We start from the raw sequence: 13530 nt of genomic DNA, 5'->3' as shown, positions 1-13530 counted from the left end.
CTCCCCACCGACGGACGACGGACGACGGACGACGGACGACGGACGACGGCCGATGGGCCGGTGCACGCGGTGGACCCCACCGCACGCACCGGCCCATCGGCCGTTCGTCGTCCCGCCGTCCAGTCGTCCCGTCGTCAGAACGAGGCGGCGGCGCGCTCCACCTCGTCCACGAGCCGGGCGTGGGCCAGGATCGCCTCCGTGTGCGGGGTGAAGTCCTCCCCGCACAGCACGGCCCGGGCGAACACGCCGGCGATGTTCGTGAAGTGCCGGTCCGCCTCGAGCGGGATCTCCGTGACGGTGCCGCCCCGCTCCACCCGGAGCACGGGCGTGAGTTCGTCCGGCGTACTGAAGGCGCGCTCCAGACGCAGCCGTCCCTCGCTGCCCCACAGCCCGTAGCCGCTGCGGTAGCCGTGCTCGACCCCGTACGCGAGCTGGGCCGCCACCCCCGACGGCGCGACGAGCAGCGCGCTGCCCGAGGGCTGCGGACCGTACGGGCTGTCCGGGCGCACCTGCGCACCCGCCACCCGCAGTCCGTCGCCGAGGAAGAGCCGGGCCGCGCGGATCGGGTACGCGGCGACCTCCGGCAGGGTGCTCGCGCGCCGCGGGAGCCCCTGCGGCCCCGCGTCGGGGCGCAGCGGTATGCCGAACTCCGAGCCGAAGAGCTGGACCTCGCCGATCAGGCCCTCCGCCACCAGCCGCCGTACCTCCGCGTGCTGGGAGTGGTGGAGGAACATGAAGTTCTCCATCAGCAGCAGACCGCTCTCCCGGGCGAAGGACACGGCCTTCTCCGCGTCGGCCAGCCGGGTCGCGAACGGCTTCTCGCACAGCACGTGCTTGCCGGCGGCGAGCGCCCGCAGGGTCCACTCCACGTGCAGCTCGGGCGGCAGCGGCACGTACACCGCGTCCACGTCGTCCCGCTCCAGCAGCCGCTCGTACCCGGCCACCGCGGCGCCGCCGAACCGCTCGGTGAACTGCCGAGCCCGCTCGATCCTGCGGCTGGCCACGGCCGTCACCTCGACGAGCGGCTGCCTCAGCATCGAGGGCAGCATCCGGCGCTCGGCGATGTCCGCGCACCCCAGCACACCGATCCGCAGCCGCCCGGCCTGCGGCTCCGTCCCGCTCGTGCCTCCGGTCCCGCTCACAGGCCGTACTCCCCGTCCAGCGCCCGGGTCGCGCGCAGGCTGGTCAGCAGCGTCCTGGCCTCGATGTTGAGGTAGTTGCTGTGCCGCAGCAGGCCCGCGAGCTGTCCCGGAGTCACCCAGAGGAAGTCCTCGGGCACGTCGAGGGGGAAATCGTCCCCCACTTCGACGAGTACGTAGCGGTTGCCCGCGTGGTGGAAGCGGCCGCCCTCCTCGGACTGGACCGTGTCGTACAGCAGCCGGCCCTGACCCCGCAGGACCAGTTCCAGGTAGCGCGGCCGCTGCTCCGGGGGCAGGGTCAGCGCCCGGGCCGGCTGGCACTGCACGGTCGGGCCCAGCTCCGCCACGTCCAGGACGCCCGCCTCGGACCTGGCCTGCGCGAGCAGGTGCGTCACCCCGCCGATCCGGCGGACCAGGAAGGCCGCGAGCCCCTGCTCGGCGGGGGCGATCAGCGGCTGGGTCCAGCTCTTCACCTCGCGGTTCGCGGCCTGCACGGAGGCGGCGATGACGCTGAAGTGGTGCCCCGTCTCGTGCTCGATCGCGTACTCCGTGCGCTGCCAGCGCTGTACGTCCGACAGCGGCATGGTGGTCTGCACCAGCTCCCGGAGCGCCTTGATCTCGGTGAGCCGGTTCAGCAGGGTCTCCGTGCTGTGCAGCGGAGTGCCTTCGCTGGCGAAGGAGGGGATCAGCGACAGCACCGTGCGGGCGTCCATGTTGACCACGTTGGACTCGTTCAGCAGCTGGTGGATCTGGCCGAGCGTCAGCCACACGAAGTCCTCGTGCTCCGGCACGTCGCCGATGGCCTCCACGACCATGTTCCGGTTGCGCTTGCGCAGGAACCAGGAACCCTGCTCGGACTGGAGCGAGTCGTAGAGGACCCGCGAGCCCACCCGCGGCGGCCGGAAGTACTCGATGTAGTTGACGGCCGCGCCCTTGTGCACACCGGTGTAGTTGCTCCGGGTGGCCTGCACGGTGGGGGACAGCTGGACCGTCTCGATGTTCCCGGGCTCCATCTTGGCCTGCATCAGGCAGTGCAGGACGCCGTCGAACTCCTTGACGACGATGCCCAGGATGCCGATCTCGGGCTGGTTGATGATCGGCTGCGACCAGGACGCGCCGTACCCGTTCCACTCCGTCCGCACGTCCAGTCCCACGACGGAGAAGAACCGGCCGCTGTCGTGGACGAGGTTGCCCGTGGACTCCTCGAAGTGCCAGCCGACCAGCTCGGAGAAGGGGATGCGCTGCACGTCGTAGCGGTTGGTGCGCCGCTGCTCCGCGAACCACGCGCGGAACACCGGGTTGGGCGTCACCGCACTGTCGAGGGTCTGGGCCGACAGCGTGAACCGTCGCCCGAGGCTCGGAACGAGGTCCGCGGGCACCGTCTGGGCTGTGATCATCAATGACTCCTTCGCCTTGTTCCGCATGCCCAGGGGCAGGCGGCCGCATCGCGAGGATGGGGGCGCGCGATCGGCCGCCACTGGAGCGAGCCTCGAAAGAAAATCGGCCAGCGATAATTTTCCTAGCAACACTAGACACGAAACGACGGCGACCCTACGCTGAGGCCTCATGAGAATCCTCTTTGCCAGCGTGGGCAATTTCGGGCACATCTTCCCCTTGCTTCCCTTGGCGAGGGCCGCACGGGCAGCCGGCCACCAGGTCGCGTTCGCCACGGGTGAGCAGTTCCACCAGACCCTCCGTGAGGCGGGGTTCGAGCCGGTGACGGCGGGCCGGTCCGTGCCCGAGGCGTTCATCGAAGCAGCGGGCGGTCAAGCCTTCCTCGAGCAGCACGGTGGCGAGGTGGGAGCTCAGGACGTACCGGCGTCGGTCCTCGCGGACCTGCACATCAAGGTGTTCGGCTCCGTCCTGCCCCGCTGGGTCGCCGCCGACCTGGCCACGGCCTTCGCCACCTACCGCCCCGACCTGGTGGTCCACGAGGTGCTCAACCCGGGCGCCGGCTTCGCCGCACGGCTCGCCGGCATCCCCGCCGTCGCGCACGGCGTGGGCCCGATCTCGCAGGACCACGAGGCCGACCGGCTCCGCCGGGAGATCCTCGCCACCGCGGCCGACCTCGGCGTCGACGTTCCGGCCGACCGCGCGAGCACCCTGGGCAACACCCTCATCGACATCTCCCCGCCCTCCATCCAGGACCGCAGCGTCCTCGAGTCCGGCTGGCCGCGCGTCGAGCTGCGCCCCGTCCCGTATGTCGAGCAGGGCGAGATCCCGGGCGGACTGGGCGCCTCCGGCGACCCGTTCGTGTACCTCACGCTGGGCACCGCGCTGGGCTCCGCCGACAACCTGCGCACCGCGATCGACGGGCTGAGCCCGCTGGGCCTGCCGGTCCTGGTGGCCACCGGGTTCCGGATCCAGCGCGCCGAGCTGGGCGACCTGCCCGCCCACGTGATCGCCGCGCCGTGGGTGCCGCAGTCCGAGGTGCTGGCGCGTGCGTCGCTGGTGGTCCAGCACGGCGGCAGCGGCACGACCCTGGCCACGCTCGCGGCCGGACTGCCCCAGCTGATCCTCCCGCAGGGCGCGGACGGCCCGGCCAACGGCCAGGCGCTGCACGCCGTCGGAGCCGGCGAGGTCGTCGTCGACCTCTCGGCCGACGCCGTGACGGAGAACGCCCGCCGCATCCTGGCCGACGAGAGCTACCGGGACGCGGCCCGCAAGGTCGCGGCGGAGATCGCCGCGATGCCGTCCCCGGAGGAGGTCGCCACCCGCCTGCCCGGCTTCGCCGCCTGACGCCGTCGGCGACACCGAACTCCCGGACGTCCATCCCCCGTCGTCCGGGCCCACGGCATCCGGTGCGCACGGATCATCCCCCGGTCACGCGCGCACCGGATGTGACGTGGCCCGTCAGCCCAGCGGTATCGGCGAAGCCGGGGCGCGACCGGCCACGGCCGCACCACCGGCGACGGCCGGCAGATCCTCCACGGGCTCCTGCGGATCCGCGCCCGTCAGCGCCTCCACGCAGCCCCGCAGTTCGTCCGCCAGCTCCGCCGCCTCGGCCCGGCTGAACACGCCGGAGGCGAACTCCAGGCTCAGCAGCGGATCCCCTCCCCACCGCAGCACCCTCAGCGTGGCGTCCGCGGTGGTGCCGCCCAGGTGGCCGTGGTGGAAGCGCGAGGTGAGCGGCCCCGCCTCCAGGGTCTCGGGGAGCAGTTCGTCGCAGGCCGCGAAGGCCACCTGCGTCAGCGAGGGCCGGGACCGGTCCCCGTGCACGCCCAGCTCGCGCGCCAGCGCCGCCGTGTCGAGGTCCGCGTAACCGAGCGCCTCGCCGAACTCGCAGGCGACGCCCCGCAGGAAGTAGTCGACCCCGCCCTCCAGCTCGCAGCACACCGGCACCGTCGCCGAGCACGGCGCGACCGTGCCCATCAGCTCGGCCGTGGGGCGCCGCGGCATCTCGGTGCCCACCAGCAGCCGTTCGTGTCCGGAGCGCCGGCCCGCGGTCAGCGCCCACGCCGAGAGCAGGACGACCGCGTGCGGTACCCCGGCCCGCGCGGCCGTCGCATCGACCGCCTCGCGCAGGGCCGGGCCGAGGCCGAACAGCACCCGGTCGCCGCGGAAGTCGAACACCGCCGGCCGCCGGTCCGGTCCGGTCAGGTCCACGACGGCGGGGAAATCGCGCAGCCGCTTGATCCGCCGGGCCGCCAGCGCGCGCAGCGCACCGGACCGGTCGAGCCCCTCGGCCCGCCGCGCGACCGCCTCGGAACCACAGCGGCCGCTCCGGTCGAGCGGCCGGCTCCCCACGGCGCGGCCGTAGTCGGCGAGCAGCTCCCGCCAGACCAGCGAGACGGACCAGCAGTCCACCGCGGCCTCGTGGTACAGGAAGGTCAGCAGGTGCCGGTCCGCCGCCAGCCGGGTCAGGGCGAAGGCGAGCGGCGGCCGCTCCGGATGCCCGACCAACTGCTCCACGTCCACGACCAGCCGCGCGTGCGCCGCGGCCACCAGGTCCTCGCCCACACCGGCGGCCACCTTCGCCATGACGACGAGCGGCAGCGCGTACGCGTCGAGAACACGGCGTACGGGGCCTCGCGGCGAGGGCCCGAACGTGGTCCGCAGCCCCTCGTGGCGTGCACCCAAGGCGTCCAGGGCCGCACGCAGCGCCCCCAGGTCGAGCGGCCCGGTGAGCTCGGCGCTGAGCATGCGGTGCACCGCGGCGGCGCCGGTGTACTGCTGCGCGGTGAGGGCCGCCAACTGCCCGGGCAGCAGCTCGCGCGGCCCGGATCCCGCCGCCTCGGGCGCGGCCCCGCGCGGTACGGCGGCACCCCGTGGAACAACAGCACCCCGTGGAACGGCAACGGCCCGCGCGAGTACGTCCGAAAGCGGAACCGGGCCCAGCAGCTGGGGTATGTCCAGCGAGAGTTCCAGCCGTTCGCCGGCCAGGGCCTGCAGCCGCATGGCCTGGCCGAGCCCACCGCCGAGGGTCATGAAGGGCGAACCCGCGGCCCTGGCCGGCAGGGTCCGCCGGTCGTGGCCCAGCAGGTCCGCCGCCAAGTCGAGCAGCTGCTCCAGGGGAGTCGGGGTCTGCATGGGGGTGGCCTCTCCGTGGGCGGTCTTGCCCCGCATGCTGCCGACCGCACCTAGAAGTCCACTAGACGACGCCTGTGGACCCCGGCCGAAAAGAACCCCACCCAAAGACAGAAACCCTATCACTGACAACTAGAATTTCACCGACAGTGCTACCGTAGTCGGCATGACCCTCCGAGAGCGCCGCGTCCGAGAGCAGGCCCAGCGCCGCCAGTTGATCCTCACCACGGCGCGCGAGATGGCCGAGGCGGAGGGCTGGGACTTCGTCACCACGCGGCGGCTGGCCGAGCGCATCGAGTACAGCCAGCCCGTGCTCTACCAGCACTTCAAGAACAAGGACGCCATCGTCAACGCGGTGGCGCTCGAAGGCTTCACCGAGCTGACCGCGGCACTCCACGCGGCCCGGCTCTCCTCGGACGACCCGCACGCGGCCCTGGACGCGGTCGCGCGCGCCTACGCCGACTTCGCCGCCCGCGGCCCGGTCCTCTACGAGGCCATGCTCACGCTCGACGTGGGCCTGGAGCACTCGGAAGCCGGCACACCGCAACCCCTGCTCACGGCTTTCGCCGAGATCAGGCAGGCCGTGGAACCCGTGGCGGCCGACCGCGACCCCGACCTCGTGGCCGAGGTCCTGTGGAGCGCCTGGCACGGCCTGGCCACCCTCACCTGGGGCCGCCGCCTGCGCCCGGACCTCACCCGCGAGCGCCTGGCCGCCCTGACCGACATCCTGACCGGCCCGGCGGCCCGCACACCGTAGGACGGCCGTCAGACCGAACTGTTCACCGACTCGGGCTGCTCGCTCCGCACACCCTCGTGCTCCTTGACCCGCTTCCCGAGCAGGATGAACAGCAGAACGAGTCCCACGGTCAAAATGATGTGCCCCAACCCTCCGACCAGGGAGAAGAGTTCGGGAACCTCATTCCCGAGCACCGTCTGGGTGCCCCGGTAGAGCATGCTGAGGCAGGTGATGGAAAGACCGGCGTTGTAGAACCAGAAGAAATAAGTGAACTGCTTGTTCCCGGACAGTCCGAACACCTTGTCGAGGCCGAGGACTATGAGGAAGACCAGCATGCCCAGCGCGAGCAAGTGCGTGTGGAGCACCGAGAGCTGGGTCTCGCCCTCGAACTCGTTGATCTTGGTCATCTCGCGGTAGTACAACCCGGAGATCACGCCGACAATCATGTAAATGTGCGCCGCGACGTACGACTTCCGCATCCCCGTGCCCGCTCCCTGCTGATCCAATAGCGCCCCTGACGGTGGCCATTGAAGCACCTCGCTTAGCCTGTTCGGCGGAACCAAAGGCATCGCTCAAGCCGGCTTCGAGCGGGATTCCACAGCCCCTGTAGCCCCACCCGCCATCACGGCCCTCCGCCGCAGCACCACGAAGGCTGCAGTCGCCGTACCCGAAACCCACGCACTGACCTGCGACGAAACACCACCACGGGCACACCCCCGGCACAGCTCCACAACAGCCGCTCTGAGCACGTACGCACCCCAGGGCGCCCCCGTCCCCCCACAGGACCACCCGGGACCCGGCCTCCACGGTCTGGCGAATTCTTCCCCAGCGGTGGCGGGAAACAGGCAGCCGCGACGCAACGGCCTCAGCGTGACGCAGGTCACACCAGCAGGCCTGTCACACGGGCCGGGTCACCGGTGTCTTGTGCCCAGAACCCCCTTCGAGGCGACGGAGACACACGATGAACGCGTACGAGAACACCGAAGTGGTCGTCATCGGCGGCGGATACGCGGGCGTCATGGCCGCGAACCGCCTGACCCAGCGCGGCGACGTGACGGTGACCCTGGTCAATCCGCGGGCGGACTTCGTCCACCGGGTCCGGCTGCACCAGCTGGTCGGCGGTTCGGACGCGGCGGTCATCGCCTACCGGGACGTCCTGGCCGAAGGCGTCCGCCTGACCGTCGACACGGTGGAGCACATCGACGCGGGTGCCCGCACCCTGGCCCTGGCCTCGGGCGCCACACTCGCCTACGACTACCTGGTCTACGCGGTGGGCAGCGCCGCCGCCGACCCGACCGTGCCCGGAGCGGCCCGGTACGCCTACCCGATCGCCACCCTGGAAGACGCCCAGCGGCTGCGCCCGGCCCTGGACGCCGTCCCCCCGACGGCCGCGGTGACGGTGGTCGGGGCCGGCCCGACGGGCATCGAGACCGCCGCCGAACTGGCCGAGCAGGGCCGGGCGGTGACCCTGGTCTGCGGCGGCGTCCTGGGCCCGTACCTCCACGCCCGGGGCCGCCGCACGGTCGCCGCCCGGCTGGCCCGCCTCGGCGTCACCGTCATCGACGGCCCCGGCACCAAGGTGACGGCGGTGACCCAGGACGCCGTCCACCTCGCCGACGGCCGCGAACTCCCCACCCCGCTCACCATCTGGACCGTCGGCTTCGCCGTGCCGGACCTGGCCGTCCGCAGCGGCCTGACCACCGACGCGCTGGGCCGCCTCCTCACGGACGAGACCCTGACCAGCGTCGACGACGCCCACATCGTCGCGGCCGGCGACTCGGCGGCCCCGTCGGGCCTGCCCCTCCGCATGAGCTGCCAGGCCGCGATGCCGATGGGCGCACGCGCCGCCGACACGGTCCTGGCCCGCATTGCCGACACCCAGCCGGAGACCCTCAACCAGCCGTTCGCCGCCCAGTGCATCAGCCTGGGCCGAAACGGCGGCATCTTCCAGTTCGCCAACCGCCTGGACGCCGCGGTCTGGTTCAACATCAACGGCGCCCTGGGCGCGAAGCTCAAGGAGACCGTCTGCAAGGTCATCCCCAAGCACCTCGCCGACGAAGCCGCCGAGCCCGGCTCGTACAGCCTGCACCGGTCGGGAGACACCGCCCGCCGCCGGCGCCTGCAGGCCGCCCCCGCCCAGCCCCCGACCCCCGCCAACCAGGCCGCCTAGGGGACACTGCTCATGCTTGCTGCGGTCCGACGACGAAGAAAGGCGGGACGTGCTGTTGTGATCGGGGACGAGATCCTGGGGCTGATGGCCGAAAAGGTCCCGGAGACGAGACCGTTCCTCGAAGAGCGGTACGGCCTCCCTCCGGGCGGCACCCTGCCGGTGGCCGACACCTACTTCGACCTCTGGGGCAACCTGCTCGATACCCTCACCCGGCAGGTCCTGCAGCCGGCACTACTGGCGGACCCCCTGGACGAGGACCTCCTGAGGCGTTGCTTCGACGTGGTCGAGGTGGCGTACGCGACCCTCGGCGACGACCCCGGCGGCACGGTCTACTTCACGGTCCTGGAGTCCCTCCTCGACGCCGAGGGCTATCTCGCCAACGCCGTCCCGTTCCTGCGAGGACCCGTCCGGGACCGCACATCAAGGATGTGCAGGACCTACGAGGTCGAGGGCTACGAGACCGGCCTCCCGCCACTCTGAGCCCCACGATGCCGAGGTCAATGCCCTCGGGCGGCGGCTTCGCCCAGCGCGGCGATGCGCGACGCGAGGGCAGGGGTGGGCGGCTGCGCCAGAAGGAACAACCAGGCGTACGCGGTGCCGAGCACGGCGGCGTGCACCAATACGGGGTCTGCCGCGGCAGCCAGTTCGCCTCGCTGACGAGCGCGTTCCAACAGCGCGCTGATCAGTGCACGTTCCTCGGCGACAAATCTCTCCTGGAACCGCGCGGCGATGTCGGGCTGCTGCTGCAGGTCGGCCAGCAGCCCGGGGGTTGCTGCAGCGGTCACCGGGTCGGTGAAGATCCCCAGGATCAGGTCCGCGAGCGCGGTGAGGTCGCCGGCGAGTGTTCCGGTATCGGGCAAGGAACGTGTCTTCCTCCCGTGAACGAGGACGGAGAAGACGAGCTCGCCACGCGAGGTGTGGCGCCGGTAGATGGCCGCCTTGCCGATGCCTGCCTCGGCGGCGATGGCATCCATGGTCAGGCCGGCGTACCCGACACGCGGCACCAACTCGCGCACGGCTGCGCGGATTGCGGCGTCCACGCGGTTCTCGCGCGGTCGCCCGATGGGGTGCTTCGGAGACTGCATTACCCCATCACACGAAACTATGAGTATCGGAACTAGCCGTATCGAAACCTCTCCCCGCGCCCGCACCCTGACCCTCTGGGCAGGCCGCACCACGGTGTCCATCGGCGTCCTCCACACCGCGCTCTTCGCCGTCAAGGCGCAACCGGAATGGGCCGGCTGGCTGTCGGGCGACCTGCACGGCGCCGACCCCGCCACCCACGTCGAGTCGTTGCGCCTGTTCTGGGCACTCCCGGCGGCTTCGCAGTACCCCTGATCCTCCTGGGCCTGCTCCTCTCCCACATGGCCCGCACCAACCAGGAGGTCCCCCGCTACACAGGCTGGGTCCTGGCAGCCTGGGTAGCACTGGCCGCCTGGATCCTGGAACCATCCGGCTTCCCCCTGGGCCTGATCCCGGCCGCACTCCTGATCCTCGCGCCCCACCACCAAAGCAGCCCCGAACCAGGCACCACATAGCAATCTGTCGCCGGTCGGTGAAGCTGCGCAATGGTCATGCCTCTGACCTTGGGTTGTGCAGTTTGGGTGCACGGGTTTTGTGGTGGGTTGGCTCACTGGATCTGCGCAGCGGCGGGGGGACTGCTATCGGTGTGACCTGCGAGTTTTCTTGGTCCGGATGTCGTTGTGCAGGTTGGTTGAGTACTGCGCAGCTTCGCTGATCCGCGACAACAACGGAAGTGCGCTTCGCTGGGGTGGTGGTGCGGCTGGCTTCCCATGTCTATCCAGAGCTACGAATGAGTCATCCGAAGCGTGGAGTGGGCCTGGGGGATGGTGGTCGGGGATCGGGGATCGGGGATCGGGGATCGGGGATCGGGGATCGGGGATCGGGGATCGGGGATCGGGGATCGGGGATCAGGTTGTGGTTGTGGGCTTCCTCGCGCCGATTTTGTCGGGTCATGGACCTTGTCGCGGTGTTGCCTATTCTTTGGGGCAGGTGCTTTGGTCGAGGCGTGACTTCATGTGTTTCTGCATAGCAGGATCTGTTGCGAGTTCTGTGGGGAGTTTCGTTTCTGGGCTGATTTTTGCAGACAGGACCTGTTCACGGGTGATAGCACCCCACTGGTATGGGTCACCGGGCCTGGCGTACTGGAGGTCTGCGCCGGAGAGGTTGGCGCAGGTGAAGTCTACTTCGCTCAGGATCGCATTTTTTAGGTTGGCGCCGTGCAGGCTGGCGTTGCTCAGGTCCGCGCGGCTCAGGGCCGCACTGGTCAGGTTCGCATTTTGCAGAATGGCGCGGCTCAGGTCCGCAATAGGCAACCACGTCTCGCTCAGGTTGGCGCCGCGCAGGTTGGCGTAGGCCAACTGTGCGCGCTCCAGGCTGATGCCGTGGAGGTCGGCGCCCTCCAGGTCCACTCTCCGCTGTGCCTCCCACAGGAAGGTTTCAAGTGTGTAGCCAGGCGGCAAGTTTCCGAGTTCTGTGACGTCGTGGCGGATGTTTCGGGAGGCGAGAACTTTGGCTGCTGCGGTGATGTCGCTGGCTGTTTCGTTACTTTTCGGCTTTGGTTTTGTGCTTTGGCTGCGGATGAAGGAGGCGAGTACGTTGGTCACGGTTGGCTGGTCACGCGGTGAGTCCTGCATGATTCGTTGGAGTGCGTAGATGCCGCCGAGTCGCACGTTTTCGGAGTTTTTGTTGCCGAGGTTTTCCACGGCGGCGGTATAGCGATCGGTGATCTGTCCTTCGCGGGTAATGGCCTGCTCGTTGTTGACCTGTGTGATCGATGTCCAGGTGAAGCCGGCAACGGCGACCGCGCTCAATGCGGCCAGGAGAGTGACGGATCGCTCCAGCCGTGTCCACAAGTTCGTACGGTCGCGCGGTGCGGCGCTGACGCGTGATGTGCCAGAGACGCCCTGAAGGCGTTCGGCTGCTCGATGACGCTGTCCGCGTTGCCGGGATCCAAGTGGAGCGCGCACTCGTTCCTGTGATCGCTGCCCTTTGCGTCGTGCGATGCGCTGCAGCTGGTTGCTACGAGCCGCCGCCCGGGGTGTCCCCGTCGAAGCCATGTGGCCATTTGATCCGGGTGAGGTCAGCAGCGCGCGTTAAGGCAGCCCAGCAGGGGGTGCACACAGGGCTGAACGGGTGGTGGGGTTTCTGGTGCCCTACGCAGCTCTACTGCTGGCGGGCCGGTCCTGGAGGCGAAGAAGCCGGAAGGACTGTGTGGGGGAGCGCGGCAGACCCGCCCAACGGGCCTTCAGCCGGGACCCGTGAAACGGGGGGTGTCCCGCAAGCCGTCAGGCCGAACGATACTCGGCACCCTCCTGCTGCTGGCCGGACCGCAGAGCGGTCCCTGGTCCTGGAGGCGGAGCCGGAAGGGCCGGGGAGGGAGCGGGGCGGACACCCCATCGGGCCGTAGGCCCGGACCCCGTGAAACGGGGTCAGCTTCGGGGGAGCGCAGCGGACCCGAAGCGGTCCGCAGCGAAGCGAAGGGCCGGCCATGGCTCGAAGCGAAGCGGAGAGCCAGGCGCCGAAGGCGCCTCGGCCGAGCATAGCGAGGCGGTATCCCCTCCTAGGCAGGGCCTAGTCCGGATCCTCGACGAGGAACTCGATTGCCTCGATCACGTACTCGCCGAGGGCGAATGCGGTGTTGATTTCCTGGTATTCCGTCCAGATCGCCGGAGCCACCGGGATGGAACCAGTGAGGTACACGCGTAGCAGCAGCCGGAACGCAAGCTCTGCCGAAACCGTTCCCGCGCAGACGGCGAGTACCTCTTGTAGTTTTGCGGGGAGGGGAGCCGTTTTGATGGCCCGCAGTACCCGGCCGCGCAGCTCTGGGGTTTCCCATTCCGGGTCGCTCTCGAGGCAGGAAGTGCCGTGTTGCTGCTGCCAATCCCGGCTGACCGTCCGGAAGCGGTGCAGCAGGTCCCGCCCGGTCTCGGGCGGTGTGAACCAGTAGCAATGCCGCTCCGTCATGGCCAGCCATAGCAGTTCGATTTGCTCGTTGCTCAGTGTCGAGCCGATCAGCAGGTCGGCATCGTGCTCCACGGTTGCGGCGGTTCTGCCTGTCCCCACGGCCTCGAGGAAGACGTCTTCGACGCTCCCGGCGTGGGTCCAGTCCTGGTGGAAGAACCCCGCCAGCCAGCTCAGCCCGAAGTCGAAGGGGGTAAATCTTTCACGGCGCATGTCTCTCCAAGATCGGAAAGATCATACGCTTGGTCCACCGGTCGGTGACCGCTGCCTGTTCAACGCCAGAGGCGGCGAGGGGAAGGTAGGTGTTAATCGTCTTCCCCGGCGCGGGTAGCCCTTGCTGCCAGCTTGGCCTGCGGAGCAGGCCTGGGGTGGGTGAGTGGAGCGGACCCGGCCAACGGGCCGGGGCCCGGACCCCGTGAAACAGAGTCACCTCCCGTGCGGAGCACGGGAGCTCTGGGGCCGGCGTAGCAGGCCCTGCTCTGGTGGAGCGCAGCGAAACCAGAGCCCAGTCCGGAGCGAAGCGCAGAACTTCCGGCCCGAAGGGCCGGCGCAACCCAGCTCGAAGCGAAGCGGAGAGCTCCGGTCGAAGGTCTGGCCCCGGGCTGCGAAGCAGCCCCGCCGAGCGCAGCGAGGGGGATCCAGTTCGAAGCGCGCAGCGCTTGGGTAAAAGCGCCCGGACTCCCCTCCCAAGCGCATAGCGCTTGGGTATCCGGAGCGAAGCGGAGGATACATCGGCCCGAAGGGCCAGCCTTGGGCTGCGTAGCAGCCTTGCTCCGCAGCGAAGCGGAGGAGCCCCTCGCCGAAGGCGAGGCCCCGCTCTGGTGGAGCGCAGCGGAGCCAGAGCCGGTTCGGAGCGAAGCGCAGGACCCCCCGCCGGAGGCCGGCAATGGCTCGGAGCAAAGCGGAGAGCCAGGCCGAGGGCCCCGGCCGAGCGCAGCGAGGCCGTTCAGTCCTGAGCGCGCAGCGCTCAGGTA

The 13530-nt window shown here is 70.0% G+C and carries 13 protein-coding genes; 6 read left to right on the top strand and 7 right to left on the bottom strand.

Features of this window, described 5'->3' with window-relative positions; translation table 11 throughout:
• Positions 1–134 precede the first annotated feature (134 nt).
• Both OG898_RS35170 and OG898_RS35165 read right to left on the bottom strand, forming a co-directional pair.
• Complete coding sequence (locus OG898_RS35170; RefSeq protein ID WP_266962792.1) at positions 135–1142, bottom strand: Gfo/Idh/MocA family protein; 1008 nt, start codon at positions 1140–1142, stop codon at positions 135–137.
• A complete protein-coding gene (locus OG898_RS35165) occupies positions 1139–2536 on the bottom strand; it encodes an NDP-hexose 2,3-dehydratase family protein (protein WP_250745277.1) in 1398 nt (465 codons plus the stop codon). Before OG898_RS35165 ends, OG898_RS35170 begins: the two co-directional genes overlap by 4 nt.
• A gap of 169 nt (positions 2537–2705) precedes the next feature.
• Between OG898_RS35165 and OG898_RS35160 the strand changes: the two genes are divergently transcribed.
• Positions 2706–3878 carry a glycosyltransferase gene (locus tag OG898_RS35160; protein WP_266962789.1) on the top strand — a complete coding sequence of 391 codons (1173 nt, stop codon included), beginning with the start codon at positions 2706–2708 and terminating at the stop codon, positions 3876–3878.
• A gap of 114 nt (positions 3879–3992) precedes the next feature.
• Here the strand turns inward: OG898_RS35160 and OG898_RS35155 are convergent, their stop codons facing one another.
• The gene (locus OG898_RS35155) at positions 3993–5705 is read right to left on the bottom strand and encodes a condensation domain-containing protein (protein ID WP_266962787.1); all 1713 of its coding nucleotides are present in this window, start codon (positions 5703–5705) and stop codon (positions 3993–3995) included.
• Positions 5706–5832: 127 nt separating this feature from the next.
• Here OG898_RS35155 and OG898_RS35150 point away from each other — a divergent pair, with 127 nt between their 5' ends.
• Positions 5833–6423 carry a TetR/AcrR family transcriptional regulator gene (locus OG898_RS35150; protein ID WP_250745274.1) on the top strand — a complete coding sequence of 197 codons (591 nt, stop codon included), beginning with the start codon at positions 5833–5835 and terminating at the stop codon, positions 6421–6423.
• Between the two features lie 8 nt (positions 6424–6431).
• Here OG898_RS35150 and OG898_RS35145 read toward each other — a convergent pair whose 3' ends face one another.
• Positions 6432–6881, bottom strand: a complete 450-nt coding sequence (locus tag OG898_RS35145; protein WP_266962785.1) for a DUF2871 domain-containing protein — start codon at positions 6879–6881, stop codon at positions 6432–6434.
• 482 nt (positions 6882–7363) lie between these two features.
• Here OG898_RS35145 and OG898_RS35140 point away from each other — a divergent pair, with 482 nt between their 5' ends.
• Both OG898_RS35140 and OG898_RS35135 read left to right on the top strand, forming a co-directional pair.
• Positions 7364–8572 carry an NAD(P)/FAD-dependent oxidoreductase gene (locus OG898_RS35140; RefSeq protein WP_266962783.1) on the top strand — a complete coding sequence of 403 codons (1209 nt, stop codon included), beginning with the start codon at positions 7364–7366 and terminating at the stop codon, positions 8570–8572.
• Positions 8573–8656: 84 nt separating this feature from the next.
• On the top strand, positions 8657–9052 hold the full coding sequence (locus OG898_RS35135) for a hypothetical protein (protein WP_266962782.1): 396 nt from the start codon (positions 8657–8659) through the stop codon (positions 9050–9052).
• 17 nt (positions 9053–9069) lie between these two features.
• Here the strand turns inward: OG898_RS35135 and OG898_RS35130 are convergent, their stop codons facing one another.
• A complete protein-coding gene (locus tag OG898_RS35130; RefSeq protein ID WP_250745270.1) occupies positions 9070–9612 on the bottom strand; it encodes a TetR/AcrR family transcriptional regulator in 543 nt (180 codons plus the stop codon).
• A gap of 64 nt (positions 9613–9676) precedes the next feature.
• On the opposite strand from OG898_RS35130, the gene OG898_RS35125 reads away from it, so the two are divergent.
• The gene (locus OG898_RS35125) at positions 9677–9910 is read left to right on the top strand and encodes a hypothetical protein (RefSeq protein ID WP_250745269.1); all 234 of its coding nucleotides are present in this window, start codon (positions 9677–9679) and stop codon (positions 9908–9910) included.
• Positions 9805–10110, top strand: a complete 306-nt coding sequence (locus OG898_RS36445) for a DUF6463 family protein (protein WP_353963686.1) — start codon at positions 9805–9807, stop codon at positions 10108–10110. The genes OG898_RS35125 and OG898_RS36445 overlap by 106 nt, the downstream gene beginning before the upstream one ends.
• 459 nt (positions 10111–10569) lie before the next feature.
• On the opposite strand, the gene OG898_RS35120 is transcribed toward OG898_RS36445, so the two are convergent.
• Positions 10570–11406: a pentapeptide repeat-containing protein gene (locus tag OG898_RS35120; RefSeq protein ID WP_266962781.1), complete on the bottom strand. Its 837-nt coding sequence runs from the start codon at positions 11404–11406 to the stop codon at positions 10570–10572.
• A 760-nt stretch (positions 11407–12166) separates the two neighbouring features.
• On the bottom strand, positions 12167–12769 hold the full coding sequence (locus OG898_RS35115) for a hypothetical protein (RefSeq protein ID WP_266962779.1): 603 nt from the start codon (positions 12767–12769) through the stop codon (positions 12167–12169).
• Positions 12770–13530: the final 761 nt, after the last annotated feature.

The sequence above is a fragment of the Streptomyces sp. NBC_00193 genome, from assembly GCF_026342735.1.
Classification (GTDB): domain Bacteria; phylum Actinomycetota; class Actinomycetes; order Streptomycetales; family Streptomycetaceae; genus Streptomyces; species Streptomyces stoeckheimensis.
This window is presented reverse-complemented; position numbering and strand designations above follow the sequence as displayed.